The following is a 21,349-nucleotide window of genomic DNA, read 5'->3' on the forward strand; positions in this document are numbered from 1 at the left end:
TGGAAGGCCGTAAGCTATGTTCCGTCACGACCCGGTCGGAGACGACCGGGGTGTCTCCTTGCATGGAGAACAGGTGAAGGGCAGTGGCTCAATTGGTAGAGCTCCGGTCTCCAAAACCGGCGGTTGGGGGTTCGAGTCCCTCCTGCCCTGCGAGGTGCGGTGCGCGCACCCGTGCCGGCCAGTCGATGGCACGCCGCACGGTGAGCGGGCGACACAACCACTGGGTGGTTGGTCACGACCAATGAGGTGAACGGCGGCACAATGGCGACTGAGACGCGCGGCGAGGCCGCGGCCAAGGACGAAGGCAAGGGGAAGGCTCCGCGCAAGCGGACGTCCCCGGCTCTCTTCGTGCGCCAGGTGGTCGCCGAACTGCGCAAGGTCATCTGGCCTACCCGGCGTGAGCTGATCACCTACACGACCGCGGCGCTGGTGTTCGTGCTGATCATGGTCGCTCTGGTGGCCGGGCTCGACTGGGTTCTGCAGCGGGGCGTCTTCTGGGTCTTCGGCTGAGCATCGGCCGCCCGGCGGGCGCGCCGCCGTCGGCGTTCCGCCGAGGCCCGTCGGGACCGCCGCGAGGGCGTCCGCCCGCACCGCCCGAAACTCCATTCACCACCGATCCGTAGAGGGAAAGAGTCGCCGTGTCCGAGTCCTCACAGCCCAACGACGAGGCCGCCGAACTGGCCCGGTCCGCTGAGGCTGCTGCGGCCGAGCCGTCGGGTGAGCCCGCCGCGGCGGACGAGCCCGCCGTCGGCGCCGAGCCGGCGGACACGGAGACCGAGGGCGACGCCGCCGCCGACGCCGACGAGGCGGCCGAGGCCGAGCCCCCGGCGGACCCGTACGCCGAGTTCAAGGCGCAGCTGCGGCTGCTGCCGGGCGAGTGGTACGTCGTGCACTCCTACGCGGGGTACGAGAACCGGGTCAAGGCCAACATCGAGACCCGCACGCAGACCCTCAACATGGAGGACTACATCTTCCAGATCGAGGTCCCCCAGCACGAGGTGACCGAGATCAAGGGGGGCAAGCGGCAGAAGGTCAACGAGAAGGTCCTGCCCGGCTACATCCTCGTCCGCATGGAGCTGACCGACGAGTCGTGGGCGGCCGTCCGCAACACGCCCGGCGTCACCGGCTTCGTCGGCCTGTCCAACAAGCCGTCGCCGCTCAGCCTGGACGAGGTCGCCGCCCTGCTCGCGCCGGAGCCGGAGGAGCCCGCCAAGGCCAAGGAGCAGACCAAGGTCGCGCCGGCGGTGGACTTCGAGATCGGCGAGTCGGTCACCGTCATGGACGGCCCGTTCGCCACCCTCCCCGCCACCGTCAACGAGATCAACGTCGAGCAGCAGAAGCTGAAGGTCCTGGTCTCGATCTTCGGCCGGGAGACGCCGGTCGAGCTGTCGTTCAACCAGGTCTCCAAGATCTGACGAGGCCGCCGCGGCCGACGACGCGTATCCTGGGACGGTCGTCCCCGCCTGAGCTGGGACGACGCGCCCCCGCCGTCGGCGGTCGGCCTCGGGTCCGCGGGACGGAGCGCCGTCCGTGCCGGTCGTCCTGAAGCGGGACGCCGACCAGCCCCGCGCACGCGGGGCGCTCCGGTCGCATCCGGTCGGGTCGCGTCGGCGCGGCGCCCGCGCCCGCGGGACGGCGCACAGCGGTTCCTACGTCGCGGTTGAGTCCCGGCCGCGACGTTGCCCGGGAATCCGGGACCCGGAACCGAAGCAAAACGGGACATAGGGGTTGTCGATGCCTCCGAAGAAGAAGGTCGCCGCGGTCGTCAAGGTGCAGCTCCAGGCGGGGCAGGCCACTCCGGCGCCGCCGGTCGGTACCGCGCTCGGTCCGCACGGCGTCAACATCATGGAATTCTGCAAGCAGTACAACGCTGCTACGGAATCCCAGCGCGGCAACGTCGTCCCCGTAGAGATCACCATCTACGAGGACCGCTCGTTCACCTTCGTCACCAAGACCCCGCCCGCCGCGCAGCTGATCCTCAAGGCCGCGGGCGTGGAGAAGGGCAGCGGCGAGCCGCACAAGACCAAGGTCGGCTCGGTCACCCGCGACCAGATCCGGGAGATCGCCAAGACCAAGATGCCCGACCTGAACGCCAAGGACCTCGACGCCGCCGAGAAGATCATCGCCGGCACCGCCCGCTCCATGGGCATCGAGGTCAAGTAAGACCCCGTACGGGGCGTCCGTACGAACGTGGAAGGGCCTGGCGCGGCCCGTACCACGACCTCCTCTCACAGCAGGGAGACAGACATGAAGCGCAGCAAGGCGTACCGCGCCGCGGCCGAGAAGATCGACCGCGACCGGCTCTACAGCCCGGCCGAGGCCATGCGCCTGGCCAAGGAGACCAGCGTCACCAAGTTCGACGCGACCGTGGAGGTCGCGCTGCGGCTCGGCGTCGACCCGCGCAAGGCCGACCAGATGGTGCGCGGCACGGTCAACCTGCCGCACGGCACCGGTAAGACCGCCCGCGTGCTGGTGTTCGCGGCCGGCGCCAAGGCGGAGGAGGCCCGCGGGGCCGGGGCCGACTACGTCGGGTCCGACGACCTGATCGAGAAGATCCAGGGCGGCTTCCTGGACTTCGACGCCGTGGTCGCCACCCCCGACCAGATGGGCAAGGTCGGTCGGCTGGGCCGGGTGCTGGGTCCGCGCGGCCTGATGCCGAACCCGAAGACCGGCACGGTCACCATGGACGTGGCCAAGGCCGTGTCCGACATCAAGGGCGGGAAGATCGAGTTCCGGGTGGACCGGCACGGGAACCTGCACTTCATCGTCGGCAAGGCGTCGTTCAGCGAGCGGCAGCTGGTGGAGAACTACGCGGCCGCGCTGGACGAGGTGCAGCGGCTCAAGCCGTCGGCGGCCAAGGGCCGGTACATCAAGAAGGCCGCGGTGTCGACGTCGATGGGCCCGAGCATCCCGATCGACCCGAACGCGACGCGGAACCTGACCGCCGAGCTCGACCAGAACTGAGCTCGACCAGAACTGAGCTCGTCCGAGCGTTCTCGGTGACAGGGCGCCCCCTTGCGGGGGCGCCCTTTCGCTGTGCACGAAGGTCCGAAAAGCGGTGTCTGTGGTGCCCGCGGGGCCTTTGGTGTTGAATCGGTCCTCACCCGCGCAGGCCCGTCGGCGCTCCGGGACGGAGGACCCGTGAATCGTCGTGCCGAACACCTGACCGCGGCGGCCGCGGCCGCCGCCGCAGCCGTGGTGACCGTCGCCGTGGCGGCCGCCGTCACGGCGGGCCCCGACGACAAGTCCCCGGACGCCTCGCGGACGCCTGTGGCAGCCGTCCAGGGCGCCTCTGCCCCCGCTTCGGCCCCGCAGACCCCTGGAGCGTCGAACAGGCCGCTCCCGCGGCATGCGGCGTCCCCGCAAAGCACGCCCCCGGCCCTGCCCTCCGCTCCGGCCCAGACCTCCCGTGCCGGCGATGCGGGCGCCCCGGCGTCCCCCTCGACGCGCCAGGGCTCCACGCGAGAAGTGCGGTCGTACGTCCGCGTGACCGAGGTGCGCCTGTCCGGGGCGGCGAACGGGGACTACGAGCACGCCACCGAAACCGCCCGCTTCACCCTGTCGCCGCGGTTCTCGATGGACGCCACCGGCGTGCGGACGAGCGTGCGCGACGGCCGGACGACCACCGTCACCCAGAAGGCGATCATCAAGGGCCGGACGGTGGCGGGCTTCGACGGCGCGCGGTGGAGCCGCACGACGCTCACCGACACCCAGCTCGCCGGGCTGCGGACCGGCTCCGACCCGCGCGCGTTCACGCGGCTGATCCGCTCGGTGCCCGGCGTCACCCGGTCGGCGCCGGACCGGTCCGGCTCGGTGCGCTACACCGCCGGCGTGTCGCTCGGCGAGCTGCTCGTGCTGCTGCCGCCCGCGTCGAGCGCCACCGTGCGGCAGGCGCTCGGCACGGTGCCCGCCGGCGTCGGCGTCACCGTCGACCTGCAGGCCGACGCCGACGACCGTCCCACGTGGATCGGGCTGCGCGCCGCGGTCCCGGGCGTCCGGTACAGCGGGTCGATGACCTTCCGCGACTACCGCTGAGACGCGACAACCGCTGAGAACGGCCCGGCGCGTCCGCACTGCCGAACGACCTACGTCCTGGGTCGTACCGCAGGGGGTGGGCTTCGTACCACCGGGGGATGCCCGCCTCGCGCATGCCGGATCAGACTGAGGGCATCGGTAAGACAACCAGGGAGGCTCAATCCTTATGAGAGGCCGATTCGCCGCGGCCGCGGGCGGCGCCGCCGTGGGCGCCGCGCTGCTGCTGTCCGGCTGCTCCGGCGACGGTTCGCAGAGCGTGTCCACCGGCGCGATGAAGCTGAGCGCCGCCGAGGCCGTCCTGCAGTCGTCGCAGAAGACCGCCAAGGCCCAGTCGTTCAAGGCCGACCTGACCGTCACCGACGCCCAGGAGGGCGTCCAGGTGGAGGCCACCGGGCGCTTCCGGCTCCAGCCGGAGCTGACCTTCAGCGCGCAGCTGAAGAAGGTCAGCCACCGCGGGCAGAGCCTGGAGAACATGGGCGGGCAGGCGATCTACACCGGCGACGTGCTGTACGCCCGGCTCCCGGAGGCCGCCCGGTCCGTGGTCGGCGGCAAGCCGTGGGTGAAGGTGGACGTCGCGCAGGTGGGCCGGCGGACCGGGTTCGACCTGAGCGGCCTCGTCGACCAGGTGCGCAAGGTCGACCCGGCCGAGCAGACCAAGATGTTCACCGGCTCCAAGGACGTGCGCCGGGTCGGCGAGGAGACCGTCGACGGGGTGCGCACCGTCCACTACACCGGGACGGTGACCGCCCGGGACGCGCTGAACCGCCTCGACCCGCAGGTGCGGCAGCGGGTGAGCGAGTGGTTCCGGGGGGACGCGCCCGACGAGAAGATCAGCTTCGACCTGTGGGTCGACAAGGACCAGCTGCCCCGCAAGATCGTCACGAAGGGCATCGACGGCGGGACCGGCTCGGTGACCGTGCGCTACAGCGACTACGGCACGTCGTTCCGCGTGAACCCGCCGCCCGCGGACCAGGTCGGCGACCTTCCGCTGAACGGCATCCTCGGCCGCAACTGACGCCCCCGAGTCGGAGGGTGTGATCCGTCACGAGCCGTGAACCCTCCGTCCCTCCTCGACGTCTGATCATCTGTGCGCTCGCGGATGTCCGCGGCGACACGTCCGATCGAGAGACGAGGAGTGGAGCAAATGATTCGTCGCTTCGCCACGGGCGCGGCGGTGGCCACCGGCCTTGTCCTGTCCCTGACCGGCTGCCTCGGCCTGGGTGGGGCGGACAAGGCCGGGGAGGCCGTCAAGCTCACCGCGGCGCAGGTGCTCGGCAAGGCCGCCGAGAAGACCGGGCAGACCGCGACGTTCAAGGCGACGCTGTCGATGCGGATGAACGACCCGCAGGCCGGGCAGGTCAGCGCGGACGGCGAGATGCAGTACCGCACCAAGCCGGACGTCGCCTTCGCCCTGAAGTTCAGCCGGATGACGGTCGGCGGCCAGTCCCTGGGCGGCATGGAGCAGGTGCTCATCGACCGCACGATGTACATGAAGATGCCGATGCTCAGCCAGATGGCGGGGCAGGGCGGCGCCGCGGGGCGGCTGGCCGCCAAGCCCTGGCTGAAGATCTCGCTGTCCGAGCTCGGCCAGAAGTCGGGCGTCAACATCGAGCAGTTCCTGGAGCAGTCGCGGCAGCTCGACCCGGTCCAGAACACCAAGATGCTCACCGCCTCCCAGGACGTCCGCGAAGTGGGCAAGGAGACGGTGGACGGCGTGGAGACCACGCACTACACCGGCACCTACCGGATGTCGGACGCGGTGGCCAAGCTGCCGCCGGAGACGCAGGAGGCGTACCGCAAGGCGCTGGCCGACACCGGCATGGAGACGATGGCCTTCGACCTGTGGGTCGACAAGGACCAGCTGCCGCGCAAGATGACGATGAAGAGCGCGCAGGGCGGCCGTGACATGACCATCACCACCACGTACCGGGACTACGGCCAGCCGGTGCAGATCGCGGCGCCGCCCGCCGACCAGGTCACCGACTTCGGCGCGCTGCTGGGCGCGCTGCCCGGCGCCGCCACCGGGAGCTGACGCCGCCGACCGCTCCGCGGAGCGTCACGGGGCCCGCGCCCTCTCCTCCGGGTGCGGGCCCCGCCGCGTGCGAAGGCACGGGCGGACGGATTTGGTGTGCGGCCGTGCGAGCACGTAGTCTGGACCACTGCCGAAGACCGCCGGTCGTCGCCCCGTCCGGGGCGGCCGAAGGACCCGGCGCCCGCAGCGGCACCGGGCGGCCCGCGTAGGCGAGACGAGAGCTTCCGTGCGACCTTCGCGTCGTGCTCACGCCCCGTGCGCCTACGCCGGGGCGTTTCTGCGTTCTGCAGGGCCTTTCGCCCCGGCGGCTTCCACCCCAGGTAATCGGAAGGAGGCCCATGGCAAAGGCCGACAAGGCCGCGGCGATCGCCGAGCTCAAGGAGGAGTTCCAGAGCTCCAGCGGCGCCGTGCTGACCGAGTACCGCGGGTTGACGGTGGCGCAGATGAAGGAGCTGCGCACCACGCTCGGCGAGCACGCCAGGTTCGCCGTGGTGAAGAACACGCTGACCAAGATCGCCGCGACCGACGCGGGCCTGGACGACGAGTTCAAGAGCCTGCTGCAGGGTCCGTCCGCGATCGCCTTCGTCAAGGGCGACGTGGTGGAGGCGGCCAAGGGGCTGCGGGACTTCGCCAAGGCCAACCCGATGCTGGTGATCAAGGGCGGCTACATCGACGGCAAGTCGATGAACGCCGAAGAGGTCACCAAGCTCGCCGATCTGGAGTCTCGCGAGGTGCTCCTCGCGAAGCTGGCCGGCGCGATGAAGGGCTCCATGGCCAACGCGGCCGCCCTGTTCAACGCGCTGCCGACCCAGGCCGCCCAGCTCGCCGAGGCGCTGCGCGCCAAGCGCGAGGAGGCCGGCGAGACCGCCGACGCCCCGGCCGCCGAGGCCGCGGCGGAGGCACCGGCCGAGTGACCCGGGTCCCTCCCGGACCGACCACCACCCGCGGTCGCATCGACGACCCGTCTGCCAAGCCCTAGCGGAGGAAGAAACACCATGGCGAAGCTCAGCACCGAGGAGCTGCTCGACGCGTTCAAGGAGATGACCCTCCTGGAGCTGTCGGAGTTCGTCAAGCAGTTCGAGGAGACCTTCGACGTCAAGGCCGCCGCCCCGGTGGCCGCCGTCGCCGCCCCGGGCGCCCCGGCCGCCGGCGGCGGTGAGGCCGCGGCCGAGGAGGCCAAGGACGAGTTCGACGTCATCCTCGAGGCCGCCGGCGACAAGAAGATCCAGGTCATCAAGGAGGTCCGCGCCCTGACGAGCCTCGGCCTGAAGGAGGCCAAGGACCTGGTCGACAGCGCGCCCAAGCCGCTGCTGGAGAAGGTCAACAAGGAGACGGCCGACAAGGCCAAGGAGGCCCTGGAGAAGGCCGGCGCGACGGTCACCGTCAAGTAAGGCTTCTCCGGTCCTTCTCGAGGCGCTCGCGCTTCGTGCGAGGCGGTCATCCCACGGCCGTGGGGTGGCCGCCTCGTCGCGTTCCGGCGCCGGGACGGAGGTGTGCCCAAGGGGTGAGATCTTCCAGTGGGGTCCTTGAGACGGAACATCCCGGACCACTAGTCTCACCGGGCGCGTAAGTAACGATTGTCTTACGACGTCACTGGACACCGGGTCCAATGGGGCGCTCCCCCTTCCATTTCCGCGCCGGGCCGCTACGGTAGTGACACCCGCCACAGCTACCCGGCGGTAGCTATCGGGGGCGGCGCACACGGTGACGACGACGCACGGAGTGCCACGACAACACAGCTGCTCGGTCTTTGGTTCCGGAATCCCCCCGGCCTGGACGAAAGGTGACGAGTGGGCGTCGAGATCAGAGTCGAGGGACTGACCAAGTCCTTCGGCCGCCAGGTCATCTGGCAGGACGTATCGCTAACGCTGCCCGCGGGAGAGATCAACGTGCTCCTCGGGCCCTCCGGTACGGGCAAGTCGGTGTTCCTCAAGTCGCTCGTCGGGCTGCTCAAGCCGGATCGCGGCCACATCTGGATCGGCGACCGGGACCTGCCGCGCCTGCCGGAGTCGCAGCTGTACGAGACCCGCAAGCTCTTCGGGGTCCTGTTCCAGGACGGCGCGCTGTTCGGGTCGATGAACATCTACGACAACATCGCCTTCCCGCTGCGCGAGCACACCAAGAAGACCGAGGCGGAGATCCGCCGGATCGTCATGGAGAAGATGGAGATGGTCGGCCTCCTCGGGGCCGAGCACAAGCTCCCCGGTGAGATCTCCGGCGGGATGAAGAAGCGGGCGGGGCTGGCCCGGGCGCTGGTGCTGGAGCCGGAGATCCTGCTGGTGGACGAGCCCGACTCGGGCCTGGACCCGGTCCGCACCGCCTACCTCAACCAGCTGATCGTCGACCTGAACGCGCAGACCGACGCGACCTTCCTCATCGTCACCCACGACATCAACACCGCACGGACCGTGCCGGACAACATCGGGCTGCTGTTCCGTCGCGAGCTGGTGATGTTCGGACCCCGCGAGATGCTGCTGTCCAGCGAGGAGCCGGTCGTCCGGCAGTTCCTCAACGCCCGCCGGGTCGGCCCGATCGGCATGTCGGAGGAGAAGGACGTCTCCGAGCTGGAGGCCGAGGCCAGGATGGGCCACGACCCGGGCAAGCTCCCGCCGATCCCGCCGCAGCTGATGCCCAGCGACGGGCGGCTGCGCAGGGGGCAGCATCCCCCGGGCGCCTGGTGCGCCGCCAACGGCGTCACGCCGCCGCCCGGGTCGTTCATCGACGACCTCGGCCGCAACTGGGTGGAGGAGTGGCCGCGATACGTCGCGGCCCAGACGGGCGCGCCCGCGCCCCACGGCGCGCCGTCCGCGCCGCCCCCGCACGGCGGACCGCCCGGCGCGGGTCCGCAGCCGCCGCCCGGGGCTCCCGGGGCCTGGCCGCCGCCCTCCTCGCCGCCTCCTGGGGGCCGGCGCTGATGTCGTCCCCCGGTACCGACGCGAACGCGCGGACGGGCGACCGGGACGGCGGCGCGGCCGACGTGCTCCGCAAGATCGGGGCCGGCGCGGCCAACGTCGCCGTCAAGGAACCCGGCCGCTTCTTCGCCCTCTGCCTGGACACGTGCCGGGCGATGTTCATGTGGCCGTTCCAGTGGCGGGAGTTCATCCAGCAGGCCTGGTTCATCGTCTCGGTCACCGTGATCCCGACGATGCTGGTCGCCATCCCCTTCGGCGGCATCCTGTCGCTGCAGGTCGGCGGGCTGATCCGGCAGCTGGGCGCCCAGTCGTTCACCGGCGCGACCGCGGTGGTGGCGATCGTGCGGGAGGCCAGCCCGCTGGTCACCTCGCTGCTGGTGGCGGGCGCGGCGGGCTCGGCCATGTGCGCCGACATCGGCTCCCGCAAGATCCGCGAGGAGATCGACGCGATGGAGGTGCTCGGCATCAACCCGCTGCACCGCCTCGTGGTGCCGCGCATGCTGGCCTGCGCGTTCGTGGCGCTGTTCCTCAACGGGCTGGTGTCGGTGGTCGGCCTGGTCGGCGGCTACACGTTCAACGTGCTGCTGCAGGACGGCACGCCGGGCGCCTACCTCGCCTCGTTCAACGCCATCGCGCAGCTGCCCGACCTGGTCCAGGCCGAGGTCAAGGCGTTCGTGTTCGGCGTCACCGCCGGGCTGGTCGCCGCGTACAAGGGGCTGAACGCCAAGGGCGGCCCGAAGGGCGTGGGCGACGCGGTCAACCAGACCGTCGTGATCACGTTCATGCTGCTGTTCCTGGAGAACTTCCTGATCTCCACCCTGTACTTCCAGTTCGTCCCGCAGAAGGGCATGTGAGGCATGGCGAACGAGCGTGCGGGCGCCGGACTGCGAAGCGCGACGAGCCCGGCCCGTGAGCAGCGCGACGGAGCGCAGCCATGAGCGCCGCGCCGGGCAGGACGGGGCGGGCCGTCGTCCGGGTGGTCAACCGCCCGCTGGAGCGGCTGGACGACTTCGGACACCAGCTGTCGTTCTACGCGCGGGCGTTCGCGTGGGTGTTCCGGGTGCTGCGCCGCTACCGCACCGAGGTGCTGCGGCTGCTCGCCGAGGTCAGCCTCGGCACCGGCGGACTCGCGGTGATCGGCGGCAGCGTGGTGATCGTCGGCTTCATGACGTTCTTCACCGGCAGCCAGGTCGGCCTGCAGGGCTACAACTCGCTGAACCAGATCGGCACCGCCGCGTTCACCGGGTTCGTCGCGTCCTACTTCAACACGCGCGAGATCGCCCCGCTGGTGTCGGCGCTGGCGCTGTCGGCGACGGTGGGCTGCGGGTTCACCGCCCAGCTCGGCGCGATGCGGATCTCCGACGAGATCGACGCGCTGGAGGTCATGGCCGTCCCGTCGATGCCGTTCCTGGTGACGACGCGGCTGCTGGCCGGGATGATCGCGGTGATCCCGCTGTACATCGTGGGCCTGCTGGCCTCCTACGGCGCCACCCGGCTGATCGTGACGCTGTTCTACGAGCAGTCCACCGGCACCTACGACCACTATTTCCACTTGTTCCTGCCGCCGTACGACATCCTGTGGTCGTTCGGCAAAGTGATCATCTTCGCGATGCTGGTGATGCTGATCCACTGCTACTACGGCTACAACGCCAGCGGTGGTCCGGCCGGCGTCGGCGTGGCGGTGGGCCGCGCCGTGCGCACGAGCATCGTCGTCATCAACGTGGCGGACCTGCTGCTCGGCATGGCGATCTGGGGCGCCACCACGACCGTGCGGATCGCGGGGTGAGGCGGCGATGACGAACCTTCCGCAGAGCCCGTCGCGCCCGTTCGGCGGCCTGTCGCAAAAGATCCGCCACCGGCTGCTCGGGCTGTCCATGGTGCTGGTGATCGCCCTGCTGGTGGCGCTGACCGTGGCGCTGTTCAACAAGGCGCTCACCCCCGTCGTCCGGGTGAAGGTGGACGCCGAGCGGGCCGGGCTGCAGCTGCTGCCCCGCTCCGACGTCAAGGTCCGCGGGCTGATCGTGGGAGAGGTGCGCGGCACCCGCGCCACCGCCGACGGCGCGATCCTCGACCTGGCGATCGACCCGGACAAGGCGAAGCTGATCCCGCGCAACGTGCAGGCGCGGCTGCTGCCCAAGACGCTGTTCGGCGAGAAGTACGTCGACCTGCAGATCCCGGCGCAGCCGGGGCCGATGGGGCTGCGGCCCGGCCAGGTGATCCCGCAGGACCGCTCGCAGGCGGCGGTGGAGATCGACCAGGTGCTCGACAACCTGCTGCCGCTGCTGGAGGCGGTGCCGCCGGCCAAGCTCAACGCCGCGCTGAACGCGCTGGCGACCGCGCTGCAGGGCCGCGGCGACCAGATCGGCCGCAACCTGGAGCAGGCCGACGCGCTGCTCAAGAAGATCAACCCGGAGCTCGGCACGCTGGTGTACGACCTGCGGGCCCTGGCCGACACCGCCGACGTCTACGACCAGGCCGCGCCGGACCTGCTGCGGACGCTGCGCAACCTCAACGTCACCAGCGACACGGTCACCGAGAAGCGGGCCACGATCGAGGACCTGATCCCGCAGATCACCGGGTTCGCCGACAAGGGCGACCGGTTCATGCGCGTCAACGGCCCCAAGATCATCGGGGTCAACATCGCCAACCGGGACGGGCTGGCGCTGATCGCCCGGTACTCGCCCGAGCTGCCGTGCGTGACCGAGGGGCTCATGAAGCTCCAGCCGCGGGCCGAGGAGGCGGGCGGCGGCCGCACCCCGACGTTCAACCTCACCATCGAGATCGTCAAGCCGCGGCCCGCGTACAAGTACCCGCTGGACCTGCCGGAGGCCAAGGACTACCGGGGGCCGCGCTGCTACGGCCTGCCCAACCCCAAGGTCCCGTTCCCCGACTACATGGCGCTGGACGGCACCCAGGACGACCTGTGGTGGAAGGACGCCCACGACCCGAACGAGCCGCTGCCGCCGGGCCACGGCAGCCGCGGCCGGGCCGTCTCGGGCGTGCTGGTCGACCCGGGCACGCGGATGAGCGGCACCGAGCAGGTCAAGGCCGTGGTGGGCCCGCTCACCCGGACCCCGTCCGACCAGGTCCCCGACGTGGCCGCGCTGCTGTTCGGGCCGCTGCTGGACGGATCGGTGGTGGAGGTCAAGTGAGCGCCGTGGAACGCGGAGGAGGGCGTGGCCGTGGGTAAGACGACCAGCGCCGCGATCAAGCTGGGGATCTTCGTGGTCCTCACCTCCCTGGCGACCGGCGTGCTGGCGATGACGATCGCCAACGTGCGGTTCGGCGACACCCGCACCTACAAGGCGGTGTTCTCGGACGCGACCGGGCTGCTGGCCAACGACGACGTGCGGATCGCCGGGGTGCGCGTCGGACAGGTCGAGGACGTCCGGCTGTACCACGACCGCCTGGACGGCGGGAAGACGAAGGCGCTCGTCACGTTCAGCGTGCAGCGCGAGGGCCCGCTGCGGGCCGGGCTGCCGGAGTCGACCGGGGTGCAGCTGCGCTACCGCAACCTGATGGGGCAGCGGTACCTGTCGCTCAGCCAGGAGCAGCCGGGCCAGGTGAACGGCTACCTGCGGCCGGGCGCGATCATCCCCGACAGCAGGACCGAGGAGGCCCTCGACCTGACCGCGCTGTTCAACGGGTTCCGCCCGCTGTTCCGCGCGCTGGAGCCGCAGGACGTCAACAAGCTGGCGTTCGAGATCGTCCAGGTCCTGCAGGGCGAGGCCGGCACCGTCAACAGCCTGCTGGCGCACCTGGCGTCCCTGACCGACACGCTGGCCGACCGGGACCGCGTGATCGGCGAAGTGATCACCAACCTGAACAACGTGCTGGGCGCCGTCGAGTCCCGGCACACCGAGATCAACAAGCTGATCGTCGACCTGCGCGCGCTGGTCGGCGGGGTGGCGTCGGACCGCGAGGCGATCTTCGAGTCGGTGGAGGCGCTCAACGGGCTGAGCGAGACCACCGCGGCGCTGCTCAAGGACGCGCGCCCCGACGTGCGCGACGACATCGCCGGGCTGCGCCGGCTGACCGCGACCCTCTACGCCAACGAGAAGGACCTGGACAAGGCGCTCAAGCGGACCCCGGACCGGATGGAGAAGCTGGTCCACATCTCCTCCTACGGGTCCTGGTTCAACATGTACCTCTGCGGCCTCGACGCGCGGGTGCGGCTGCCGGGCGGCCCGGTCTACCAGACCCCGGCGATCGTGAACGAGAACGCGAGGTGCAAGTAGATGAGGATCCCGTTCCGGGAGCGCAACCCGGTCCCCATCGCGCTCACCGCGTTCGCGGCCATCGCCGGCGCGCTGCTGGTGGCGCTGAACCTGGAGAACCTGCCGCTGGTCAACGGGCAGCGCACCTACACCGCGGACTTCGCCGAGGCGGCCGGGCTCAAGGCGGACGAGGAGGTGCGCATCGCCGGGGTCAAGGTCGGCAAGGTGACCGGGCTGGAGCTGGCCGGCGACCACGTCAAGGTCACCTTCCGGGTGGACGACGAGGTGCGCCTGGGCTGGAAGACCCAGGCCGCCATCAAGATCAAGACGGTGCTGGGCGCGCACTACCTGGAGCTGAAGCCGGACGGCGGCGGGCGGCTGAAGCACATCCCGCGCGAGCGCACCAGCACCCCGTTCGAGGTCGTCCCGGCGATCGGCGAGCTGAGCCGGCGCGTCGAGCAGATCGACACGGCCCAGCTGGCCAAGTCGTTCGACGTGCTGTCGGACACCTTCCAGAACTCCCCCGACGAGATCCGCGCCGCGCTGCAGGGGCTGCGGCGGCTGTCGCACACGGTGGCGTCCCGCGACGACGAGCTGCACGAGCTGGCCGACCGCGCCAAGGACGTCTCGCGGCTGCTGGCCGACCGCAACCAGGACTTCGTGCGGCTGCTGCGGGACGGCGACCAGATCCTGCGCGAGGTGCAGGCCCGCCGCGCGGTGATCCACCAGCTGCTGGTCAACACGGTGGCGCTGACCCAGCAGGTCAACGCGCTGATCAAGGAGAACGAGGCGCAGCTGAAGCCGATGCTGGAGAACCTGGAGCGGGTGAACCGGATCCTGCTGCGCAACCAGGAGAACCTGGACCGCATGATCAAGCTGTTCGCCCCGTTCACCCGGCAGTTCGCCGACGTCACCGGGTCCGGCCGCTGGTTCGACGCCTACCTGCAGAACATCCTCCCGATCCCGGCGTCCATCCAGGCCCCCTCGTCCGGCGGCGGGACGCAGGACGGCGCGGGCGCGCGGAGCGGCACCGGGCAGCGGCAGAACGGAGGTCGGACAGGGCAGTCAGGCGACCGGCAGGGCAACAGCGTGTTGCCGTTCCTCCCGTGAGTCTCCCGTGAGCGAGCAGCAGGCAGGCATCCGTGCGTAACCAAGGAACCATCCTCCGCCTCGGCGGCGCCGTCCTCGCCGCCGCCGTGCTGGCGGCCGTGCTCGTGGCGGTGCTGCGGGAGCCCGAGCAGAAGCACCTGACGGCCTACTTCACCCGGACCGTCGGTCTGTACCCCGGCGCCGACGTGCGGATCCTCGGCATCCCCGTCGGGAAGGTCACCGAGGTCACCCCGGTCGGCGGCTCGGTGCGGGTGAAGATGCGCTACGAGGCCAAGTACAAGGTGCCCGCCGACGTCCAGGCCGTCATCGTCAACCAGACGATCGTGGCCGACCGGTACGTCCAGCTCACCCCCGTCTACAAGGGCGGCCCGGTGCTGGCCGACGGGGCGACGCTGGCGGTCAACCGCACCCAGGTCCCGGTCGAGGTCGACCAGGTCGGCTCCAGCCTCAACGAGCTGTCCAAGGCGCTCGGCCCGCAGGGCGCCAACTCCGAGGGGGCCCTGTCGCGGCTGCTGCAGGTCGGCGCGGACACCCTGCAGGGCCAGGGCGAGGACATCCGGCAGACCATCACCGACACGTCCGAGCTGCTGAGCACGCTGAGCGAGGACCGCGAGGACGTGGCGCAGACCATCGAGAACCTGCGGATCATCACCCGCGCGCTCAAGGACAACGACGCGCAGGTCCAGCAGTTCAACCGCCACCTCAGCAGCGTGTCGGCGCAGCTGGCGGCCGAGAAGGAGGAGCTGAGCGCGGCGCTGAACGCCCTCGGCCCGACGCTGCGCAACGTGCAGCGGTTCGTCAAGGAGAACCGCAAGGAGCTGTCGGACAACGTGCGGCAGCTCGCGCAGATCACCGGCGTGCTGGTCAAGGAGAAGGAGGCGCTGGCCGAGCTGCTCACCACCGCGCCGCTGGCCATCAACAACCTGGGCCGCGCCTACGACCCGATCAGCGGCACCATCCACAACCGGGTGAACTTCGTGCAGTTCGAGAACCTGGCCGACTGGGTGTGCTCGCTGGCGTACTCGGTGGGCACCCCCGCCAAGCAGTGCCTGGACTTCGTCACCCCCTACAACGGCATCGGCAAGGCGCTCACCGGGCTCAGCCTGGACCTGTCCTGGATCACCGCGCTGACCACCCACTACGACCCCGAGCCGATCCCGCCGGACGCCTACGGGCCCAACGCGGGCGCGGGCTCGGCCGCGAGCGCGTCGACCAAGTCGTCCAAGTCGGCCAAGTCGTCTAAGGCGGGGAAGGCCGGCCGCGACGCCGGCGGCCGGGACGCCGACGCGGCGGGCGCCCGGCAGAACACCAGGCCGAAGGACTTCACGGCACTGCTGCCAGGAGGTGGCCGATGATCAGGCGGCGAGCCGGTGAGCGCGCGCGGCGCCGCGGCGGACGGACGGCGGCCGCGGCCGCCCGGCGGCTGGGAGCGGTGACGCTGGCGGCCGCGACCGTGCTGTCGGGCTGCTCGTTCCGCGGCGTGGACTCGCTCCCGCTGCCCGGCGGCCCGGACCTGGGCTCCGACCCCAAGACCATCAAGATCGAGTTCGCCAACGTGCTGGACCTGGTGCCGCAGTCGGTGGTGAAGGTCAACGACGTGTCGGTCGGCAAGGTCGAGAAGGTGGACCTGGCGGGCGGGCCCGGCGGCTGGTACGCCGTGGTCACCGCCAAGGTGCGCCGGGACGTGCGGCTGCCCGACAACGCCGTCGCCTCGATCAACCAGACCAGCCTGCTGGGGGAGAAGTTCGTGGCGCTGTCCGCCCCGACCAGCGAGCCGCCGCGCGGCGAGCTGGGGTCGGGCGACGTCATCCCGCTGTCGCGCACCCGGCAGGGCACCGAGGTCGAGACGGTGCTGTCGGCGATGTCGATGCTGCTCAACAACGGCGGCCTGGAACAGATCTCCACGATCACCCATGAGCTGAACGCGGCGATGAGCGGCCGCGAGCCGCAGATCCGGTCGGTGCTCAACCGGGTGAACACCTTCGTCGGCACCCTGGACCGCAACCGCGCCGCGATCACCCGGGCGCTGGACAGCATCGACCGGCTGACCGCCAAGCTGTCGGCCGAGCGGCGCACGATCACCGACACCGCCGACCGCACCGGCCCGGCCATCGAGATCCTGCGCCGCAACCGCGCCGACCTGACCAAGATGCTGGTCAGCCTGGACAAGCTCAGCCGCACCACCACCGACGTGGTCAACAAGTCGCACGCCGAGCTGGTGGCCAACCTGCGCGACCTCGACACGATCCTGCGCGAGCTCAACAAGGCGGGCGAGAACCTGCCCAAGTCGCTGGAGAGCCTGCTGACGTTCCCGTTCCCGCCCACGTTCGGCAACGTCATCCGGGGCGACTACGGCAACGTGCGGCTCACCGTCGACCTGGACCTGGAGAACCTCGCCCGCAACCTGTTCGGCGGCACCGAGCTGGAGGCGCTCGTGGGCAGCGGCCGACGGATGCGCGACATGCTCACCGTCCCGAACGTGACGCTGCCGCAGACGCCGCTCGGCGTGCTGCCGCAGACGCCCGGCGGCGGCCTGCCGGGGCTCGCTCCGCAGGGCGGCCAGAACGGCCAGTCCGGCGGCGGCCGGAGCCGACCGGGCGCGATGGCGCCGCACCGCGATCTGGAGACGCTGATGACGGGGGGCCTGTCGTGATCCTCAAACCGGGCGTCAAGATCCAGCTGCTGGTCTTCGCGGTCATCACCGTGATCGGCGTGTACGTGGTGTCGGTCGACTACATCCGGCTGGGCCGCGAGGTCTTCAACCGGCAGTACACCGCCTACGTCGACCTCACCGACTCCGGCGGCGTGTTCACCGGCGCCGAGGTGACCTACCGCGGCGTGCCGGTCGGCCGGGTCGGCCCGATCCAGCTCACCCGGGACGGCATCCGCGTCCGGCTGGACCTCGAACGGGGCCGCCCCATCCCCCGCGACGGGCTGATCGCCGTGGTGGCCAACCGCTCCGCGGTCGGCGAGCAGTACATCGACCTGCAGCCTTCCCGGGACGGCCGCCCCTACCTCCACGAGTACGTCGACGGCAAGCCGTACACGATCCCGCGGCAGAACACCCGGCTGCCGGTGTCCACCGCCGAGCTGCTGCGCAACGTCAACACGCTGATCGACCGCAACAACCTCAAGCCGGAGAACCTGCGCACCATCGTCGACGAGCTGGACAAGGCGTTCTCCGGCACGTCCGCCGACCTGCAGCGGATCCTCGACGACACCGACCGGCTGCTCAAGACCGCCGACAAGGCGTACCCGGCCACCAAGGAGCTGCTCGACAACAGCCGCACCGTGCTGGACACCCAGCGCCGCCAGGGCGCCGACATCCGGGCCTTCGCGCGCAACCTCAACGAGCTGACCGGCCAGCTGCGCCGCGACGACCCGGCGCTGCGCTCCACCGTCGACGCCGCGCCGTCCGCGGTCGGCCAGCTCGACGCCACGGTCGACACCCTGGCGCCCACCCTGCCGGTGCTGCTCGCCAACATGACCAGCACCGGGCAGGTCATCGCGTCCCGGCAGGACGGTCTGCGGTCGCTGTTCATCCTGTACCCGATCACCGTGGCCGGGGCGTTCACCGTGACGCCGGGCGACGGCACCCAGCACCTCGGCATGGCCCTCAACATCAACGCGCCGGCGCCGTGCACCAAGGGCTACGAGAAGACGCCGCGCCGCTGGCCGCAGTTCACCGGCCCCAAGGAGCCGCCGCTGAACGCCGGGTGCAAGGACGCCCCCGACTCGGGCAAGGCCGTCCGCGGGGCGCGCAACTTCCCCAAGGAGGCCATCCGCCCGTACCCGAAGGTCCCCGAGGGCGCCACCGACGGCGCCGGGTTCCCGCCCGGCGGCGCGGACGGCTCCGGAGAAGGGGCGCGCAAGGCGTCCGGGGACGAGAAGACGGACGAGCCGAAGCGGGCCGCGAGCGACGGCGACGACGCCGTCCAGCCCCAGACCGCCACCGTCTCCGTCCCGCTCGGCCCCACCCGCGTGGAATTGGCCGGGTACGATCCATCGACCGGATGGGTCTACGGGCCGGACGGCAAGCGCTACGGCATGGGCTGGACGGGCGGCCAGGAGCGGCTGCTGGGCGACGCGTCCTGGAAGATGCTTCTGCTGGGCCCGCTGGGGTTGAACTGACGACTGCGGCCGGGCTGCTCCCGCCGAGGCCGATCCCTGTGAAGGAGGCGACGCGATGAGGTACGGCGCGACCAGCGCGATCGACGCCGAGGCGTCGCGCGGGCGCCGGACCGTCCTGACCGTGCTCGGTGTGCTGGCCGTCGGGCTCGCCGTGGCGGTGGGGGTGTTCGGCTACCGGTACTGGAAGGCGGAGGAGGAGGAACGGCAGCGCGCCGCCGCCGTCCAGGCCGCCCGGCAGACCGCGGTGAACCTGGCCAGCCTCGACTACCGCGACGTCCAGAAGGGCGTCGACCGGGTGCTGGCCGGGATGACCGGCGAGGTCCGCAACCAGTGGGCCACCCAGGCCAAGACCATCGTCGACACGGCCACCAAGGCGCAGACCATGTCGCAGGTGCAGCAGGTGCGCGCCGGGGTGGTCTCGATGGACGGCGACTCGGCGGAGGTGATCGTGGCGATCACCGCGACCGTCACCAACCCGAAGGTGCCCCAGGGCTCCCCCCGGTACTACCGCTTCTCGATGGATATGACCCGCACCGACGGGCGCTGGCTCGTCTCGAACCTCGGACTTGTCCCATGACGACGCTCGGACGCAGGAAGCGCGACGCCGCCGCGAAGAAGGCCGAGAAGGCCAGGCGGCGCGCCGAGGAGGCCGCCCGCAAGGCCCGCGAGGCCGCCGAGGCCGCCGAACGCGCGGCCCGCGAGGCGGCCGAGGCGGAGGCCGAGCGGGCCGCCGTCGAGGGCGAGGACGAGGCCGCGCCAGCCTCCGCGGACGACTCCACGACCGAGAGCCGGTCAAAGTCCACGGCCGAGGCGAAGGACGGGGCCGAGGCCCCCGCCGCCGAAAAGCCCGAGACCGCCGACGATGACGACGGCGACGGCTCTCAGGAAGCGGCCACCGACGAGAAGACTGAGGAGCCCGAGCCCACCCTCACCAAAACGGAGGATGACGCCGCCGACGAGGACGGCGAGCAGCGCGACCAGGACGAAGCCTCCGACGAGGACGAACACGACGAGGACGAAGAGGACGAGCCTGAGCGCGCCCCCGGGCGGCTGAGGCGGCTCGCCGGCGCCGTCGCGTCCGCCGGCGCCCTCGGGTACACGCTGATCGCCGTCAACGTCGCGCTGGTGGCGGGGCTGGTGTGGCTGGTGGTGGCCGTGCACCGGGCCGACGGGCGAGAGGCGGCCGCCGACCAGGTGAAGTTCGCGGCGTCGCGGGCGGCCGAGGACCTGTCGTCGTACGACTTCCGGACGATCGACGCCGACCTCAAGCGGGCCGCCGGGCAGACCACCGGCCGGTTCAAGTCCCAGTTCCAGCAGCTGACCGCGTCGGTGCGGACGTCGGCGACCCGGCAGCAGGCGGTGGTCGAGGGAACCGCGGTCAAGACGGCCGTGGAGAGCGTCGACGGCGACCGCGCCATCGCGCTCGTCTACCTCAACCAGCAGACCGCCAAGGGCAGCAGCGGGCAGCGCACGCCGAGCCAGTTCGCGATGCGGCTGGTCATGCGCAAGGTCGGGGACCGCTGGCTGGTGTCGGAGCTGCACATGCTCTGACCCCGGCCACGCCCCGCAACGCGCCCGCCGCGCCACCGCGACGGAGCTTCCCCGCCGGCGAGGGGCGGCACCCTCGGTCCTCGGGCACACGCAGGAGTCGCCGGCGCCCTGAAGTCGTGCTCGCGAGGCGGCTCGGACCCCTCCTGAACATCCTCGATCTGGAGTGGCTCACCGGCCTCGTTGCTGGCCGCACACGGACGCGCCTCCGACGGACTTTCTCCCTCTGGCGATCGGGTCGGCGCGCGCTCGGTCCGCGGGCACACGAGGAGTCGCCGGTGTCGCGGAGTTATGAGCAGCGTGCTCGTGACGCGGCTCGTACGCCTCCCAGGCACCCTCGACTTGGTGCGGCTCGCCGTGCCCGGCATGTCCGGTCGCGCCCCCCACAGAGGTTCCCCGGTGGCGATGGGGCGGCGCGCTTGGTCCTCGGCGCAGGCCGCTGGACCTGAGGGGCGTGTTCGGGAGGCGGGTTGGGTGCCTCCTGGGCGCCTCGGCCTGGGGATGGTCACCAACCCCCTGTGAGCTGGGAGGACGGTGCGGTCGCGGTGCTCGGCGGGACGGGCCTGTGCGGCCGGCGGTGTGCCGAGGTGTGCCCTCTGGGGCGCCGATTTGCTCTTGCTCGTGCTGGGTGGTTTGCTTGAGCGCCGGTCAGGGCCCGAGGCGGGCGTGCACCCCTGGGGCTACCTCGCGGTAGGGGGGCCGAATCCTAAACTATGGCCTTCCTCACTGCAGGTCAGAGCCCGAAAAGTCCAAGTCCGCTCTTGACTCGCGGCCGCTGAGGAGCGATGCTCCATGGCAACTGTGATGCATACAGAGGCGCTAGACTTGCATGCAGTGTAGTGGTCGGCTACACTGCCCCTTTGCGCTGCCCTCTGACTATCCATGTGTTGAACACCCCCGTCGTGCCCGTCCCGGGTGGTCTGCTCGGGTGTCGGCACCTGGATCGTCTGGCGTGCGCGTCATCTGTTACGCCGCGAGCCCTCGGAAGGACCACTCTTGGCAGCCTCGCGCAACGCCTCGAATACCGCAACCGGTCCGCACCGCGTCTCCTTCGCGCGCATCAAGGAGCCGCTGGAAGTCCCGGACCTCCTCGCGCTGCAGACCAACTCGTTCGACTGGCTGCTGGGCAACGAGAGGTGGAAGGCCCGGGTCGAGGCGGCTCGGCAGGCCGGGCGTAAGGACGTCCCGACTCAGTCGGGTCTGGAGGAGATCTTCGAGGAGATCAGTCCGATCGAGGACTTCTCCGGGACCATGTCGCTGTCGTTCCGGGACCACCGGTTCGAGCCGCCGAAGTACTCCGTTGAGGAGTGCAAGGACAAGGACATGACCTACTCCGCCCCGATGTTCGTGACGGCGGAGTTCAT

The 21,349-nt window shown here is 70.9% G+C and carries 20 protein-coding genes, 1 tRNA gene and 1 pseudogene; all 22 read left to right on the forward strand.

Annotated elements, in window-relative coordinates; translation table 11 throughout:
* Positions 1 to 77 precede the first annotated feature (77 nt).
* Positions 78 to 150 (forward strand) — tRNA-Trp (locus AR3_RS12425).
* A gap of 111 nt (positions 151 to 261) precedes the next feature.
* The gene (gene secE, locus AR3_RS12430) at positions 262 to 510 is read left to right on the forward strand and encodes a preprotein translocase subunit SecE (protein WP_067913331.1); all 249 of its coding nucleotides are present in this window, start codon (positions 262 to 264) and stop codon (positions 508 to 510) included.
* Between the two features lie 128 nt (positions 511 to 638).
* Positions 639 to 1,415, forward strand: a complete 777-nt coding sequence (gene nusG / locus AR3_RS12435; RefSeq protein WP_067913334.1) for a transcription termination/antitermination protein NusG — start codon at positions 639 to 641, stop codon at positions 1,413 to 1,415.
* A gap of 319 nt (positions 1,416 to 1,734) precedes the next feature.
* Positions 1,735 to 2,163, forward strand: coding sequence for a 50S ribosomal protein L11 (rplK, locus tag AR3_RS12440; RefSeq protein ID WP_067913337.1), 429 nt, complete (start codon positions 1,735 to 1,737; stop codon positions 2,161 to 2,163).
* Positions 2,164 to 2,247: 84 nt separating this feature from the next.
* Complete coding sequence (gene rplA / locus AR3_RS12445; RefSeq protein ID WP_067913340.1) at positions 2,248 to 2,964, forward strand: 50S ribosomal protein L1; 717 nt, start codon at positions 2,248 to 2,250, stop codon at positions 2,962 to 2,964.
* Between the two features lie 522 nt (positions 2,965 to 3,486).
* The gene (locus tag AR3_RS12450) at positions 3,487 to 4,035 is read left to right on the forward strand and encodes a hypothetical protein (protein WP_146150320.1); all 549 of its coding nucleotides are present in this window, start codon (positions 3,487 to 3,489) and stop codon (positions 4,033 to 4,035) included.
* A 166-nt stretch (positions 4,036 to 4,201) separates the two neighbouring features.
* On the forward strand, positions 4,202 to 5,050 hold the full coding sequence (locus tag AR3_RS12455; protein ID WP_067913346.1) for an SCO4651 family lipoprotein: 849 nt from the start codon (positions 4,202 to 4,204) through the stop codon (positions 5,048 to 5,050).
* A 129-nt stretch (positions 5,051 to 5,179) separates the two neighbouring features.
* Complete coding sequence (locus AR3_RS12460; protein WP_067913349.1) at positions 5,180 to 6,067, forward strand: SCO4651 family lipoprotein; 888 nt, start codon at positions 5,180 to 5,182, stop codon at positions 6,065 to 6,067.
* 338 nt (positions 6,068 to 6,405) lie between these two features.
* Positions 6,406 to 6,981: a 50S ribosomal protein L10 gene (gene rplJ / locus AR3_RS12465; RefSeq protein WP_067913351.1), complete on the forward strand. Its 576-nt coding sequence runs from the start codon at positions 6,406 to 6,408 to the stop codon at positions 6,979 to 6,981.
* Between the two features lie 81 nt (positions 6,982 to 7,062).
* Positions 7,063 to 7,458 (forward strand): 50S ribosomal protein L7/L12, encoded by a 396-nt coding sequence (gene rplL / locus AR3_RS12470; protein ID WP_067913354.1) that lies wholly within the window; start codon positions 7,063 to 7,065, stop codon positions 7,456 to 7,458.
* Positions 7,459 to 7,857: 399 nt separating this feature from the next.
* The gene (locus tag AR3_RS12475) at positions 7,858 to 8,982 is read left to right on the forward strand and encodes an ABC transporter ATP-binding protein (protein WP_083951389.1); all 1,125 of its coding nucleotides are present in this window, start codon (positions 7,858 to 7,860) and stop codon (positions 8,980 to 8,982) included.
* Positions 8,982 to 9,833 carry an MlaE family ABC transporter permease gene (locus tag AR3_RS12480; protein ID WP_067913382.1) on the forward strand — a complete coding sequence of 284 codons (852 nt, stop codon included), beginning with the start codon at positions 8,982 to 8,984 and terminating at the stop codon, positions 9,831 to 9,833. Before AR3_RS12475 ends, AR3_RS12480 begins: the two co-directional genes overlap by 1 nt.
* Positions 9,834 to 9,913: 80 nt before the next feature.
* On the forward strand, positions 9,914 to 10,765 hold the full coding sequence (locus tag AR3_RS12485; protein ID WP_067913356.1) for an MlaE family ABC transporter permease: 852 nt from the start codon (positions 9,914 to 9,916) through the stop codon (positions 10,763 to 10,765).
* A 7-nt stretch (positions 10,766 to 10,772) separates the two neighbouring features.
* Positions 10,773 to 12,131 carry an MCE family protein gene (locus AR3_RS12490; RefSeq protein ID WP_067913358.1) on the forward strand — a complete coding sequence of 453 codons (1,359 nt, stop codon included), beginning with the start codon at positions 10,773 to 10,775 and terminating at the stop codon, positions 12,129 to 12,131.
* A gap of 30 nt (positions 12,132 to 12,161) precedes the next feature.
* On the forward strand, positions 12,162 to 13,217 hold the full coding sequence (locus AR3_RS12495; protein ID WP_217998527.1) for an MCE family protein: 1,056 nt from the start codon (positions 12,162 to 12,164) through the stop codon (positions 13,215 to 13,217).
* The gene (locus AR3_RS12500; protein ID WP_067913362.1) at positions 13,218 to 14,306 is read left to right on the forward strand and encodes an MCE family protein; all 1,089 of its coding nucleotides are present in this window, start codon (positions 13,218 to 13,220) and stop codon (positions 14,304 to 14,306) included.
* Positions 14,307 to 14,338: 32 nt separating this feature from the next.
* Complete coding sequence (locus AR3_RS12505; protein ID WP_227023235.1) at positions 14,339 to 15,661, forward strand: MCE family protein; 1,323 nt, start codon at positions 14,339 to 14,341, stop codon at positions 15,659 to 15,661.
* Positions 15,658 to 16,959: an MCE family protein gene (locus AR3_RS12510; protein WP_083951391.1), complete on the forward strand. Its 1,302-nt coding sequence runs from the start codon at positions 15,658 to 15,660 to the stop codon at positions 16,957 to 16,959. The genes AR3_RS12505 and AR3_RS12510 overlap by 4 nt, the downstream gene beginning before the upstream one ends.
* The gene (locus tag AR3_RS12515; RefSeq protein ID WP_067913364.1) at positions 16,956 to 18,437 is read left to right on the forward strand and encodes an MCE family protein; all 1,482 of its coding nucleotides are present in this window, start codon (positions 16,956 to 16,958) and stop codon (positions 18,435 to 18,437) included. The genes AR3_RS12510 and AR3_RS12515 overlap by 4 nt, the downstream gene beginning before the upstream one ends.
* A gap of 55 nt (positions 18,438 to 18,492) precedes the next feature.
* On the forward strand, positions 18,493 to 19,014 hold the full coding sequence (locus AR3_RS12520) for an Rv1363c family protein (protein ID WP_227023236.1): 522 nt from the start codon (positions 18,493 to 18,495) through the stop codon (positions 19,012 to 19,014).
* Positions 19,011 to 19,988: an Rv1363c family protein gene (locus tag AR3_RS12525; RefSeq protein ID WP_067913367.1), complete on the forward strand. Its 978-nt coding sequence runs from the start codon at positions 19,011 to 19,013 to the stop codon at positions 19,986 to 19,988. The genes AR3_RS12520 and AR3_RS12525 overlap by 4 nt, the downstream gene beginning before the upstream one ends.
* Positions 19,989 to 20,981: 993 nt before the next feature.
* Positions 20,982 to 21,349, forward strand: a pseudogene (locus AR3_RS12530) (DNA-directed RNA polymerase subunit beta); the annotation flags it as partial.

This window comes from Actinomadura rubrobrunea NBRC 15275 (genome assembly GCF_001552235.1).
Taxonomy (GTDB): Bacteria; Actinomycetota; Actinomycetes; order Streptosporangiales; family Streptosporangiaceae; genus Spirillospora; species Spirillospora viridilutea.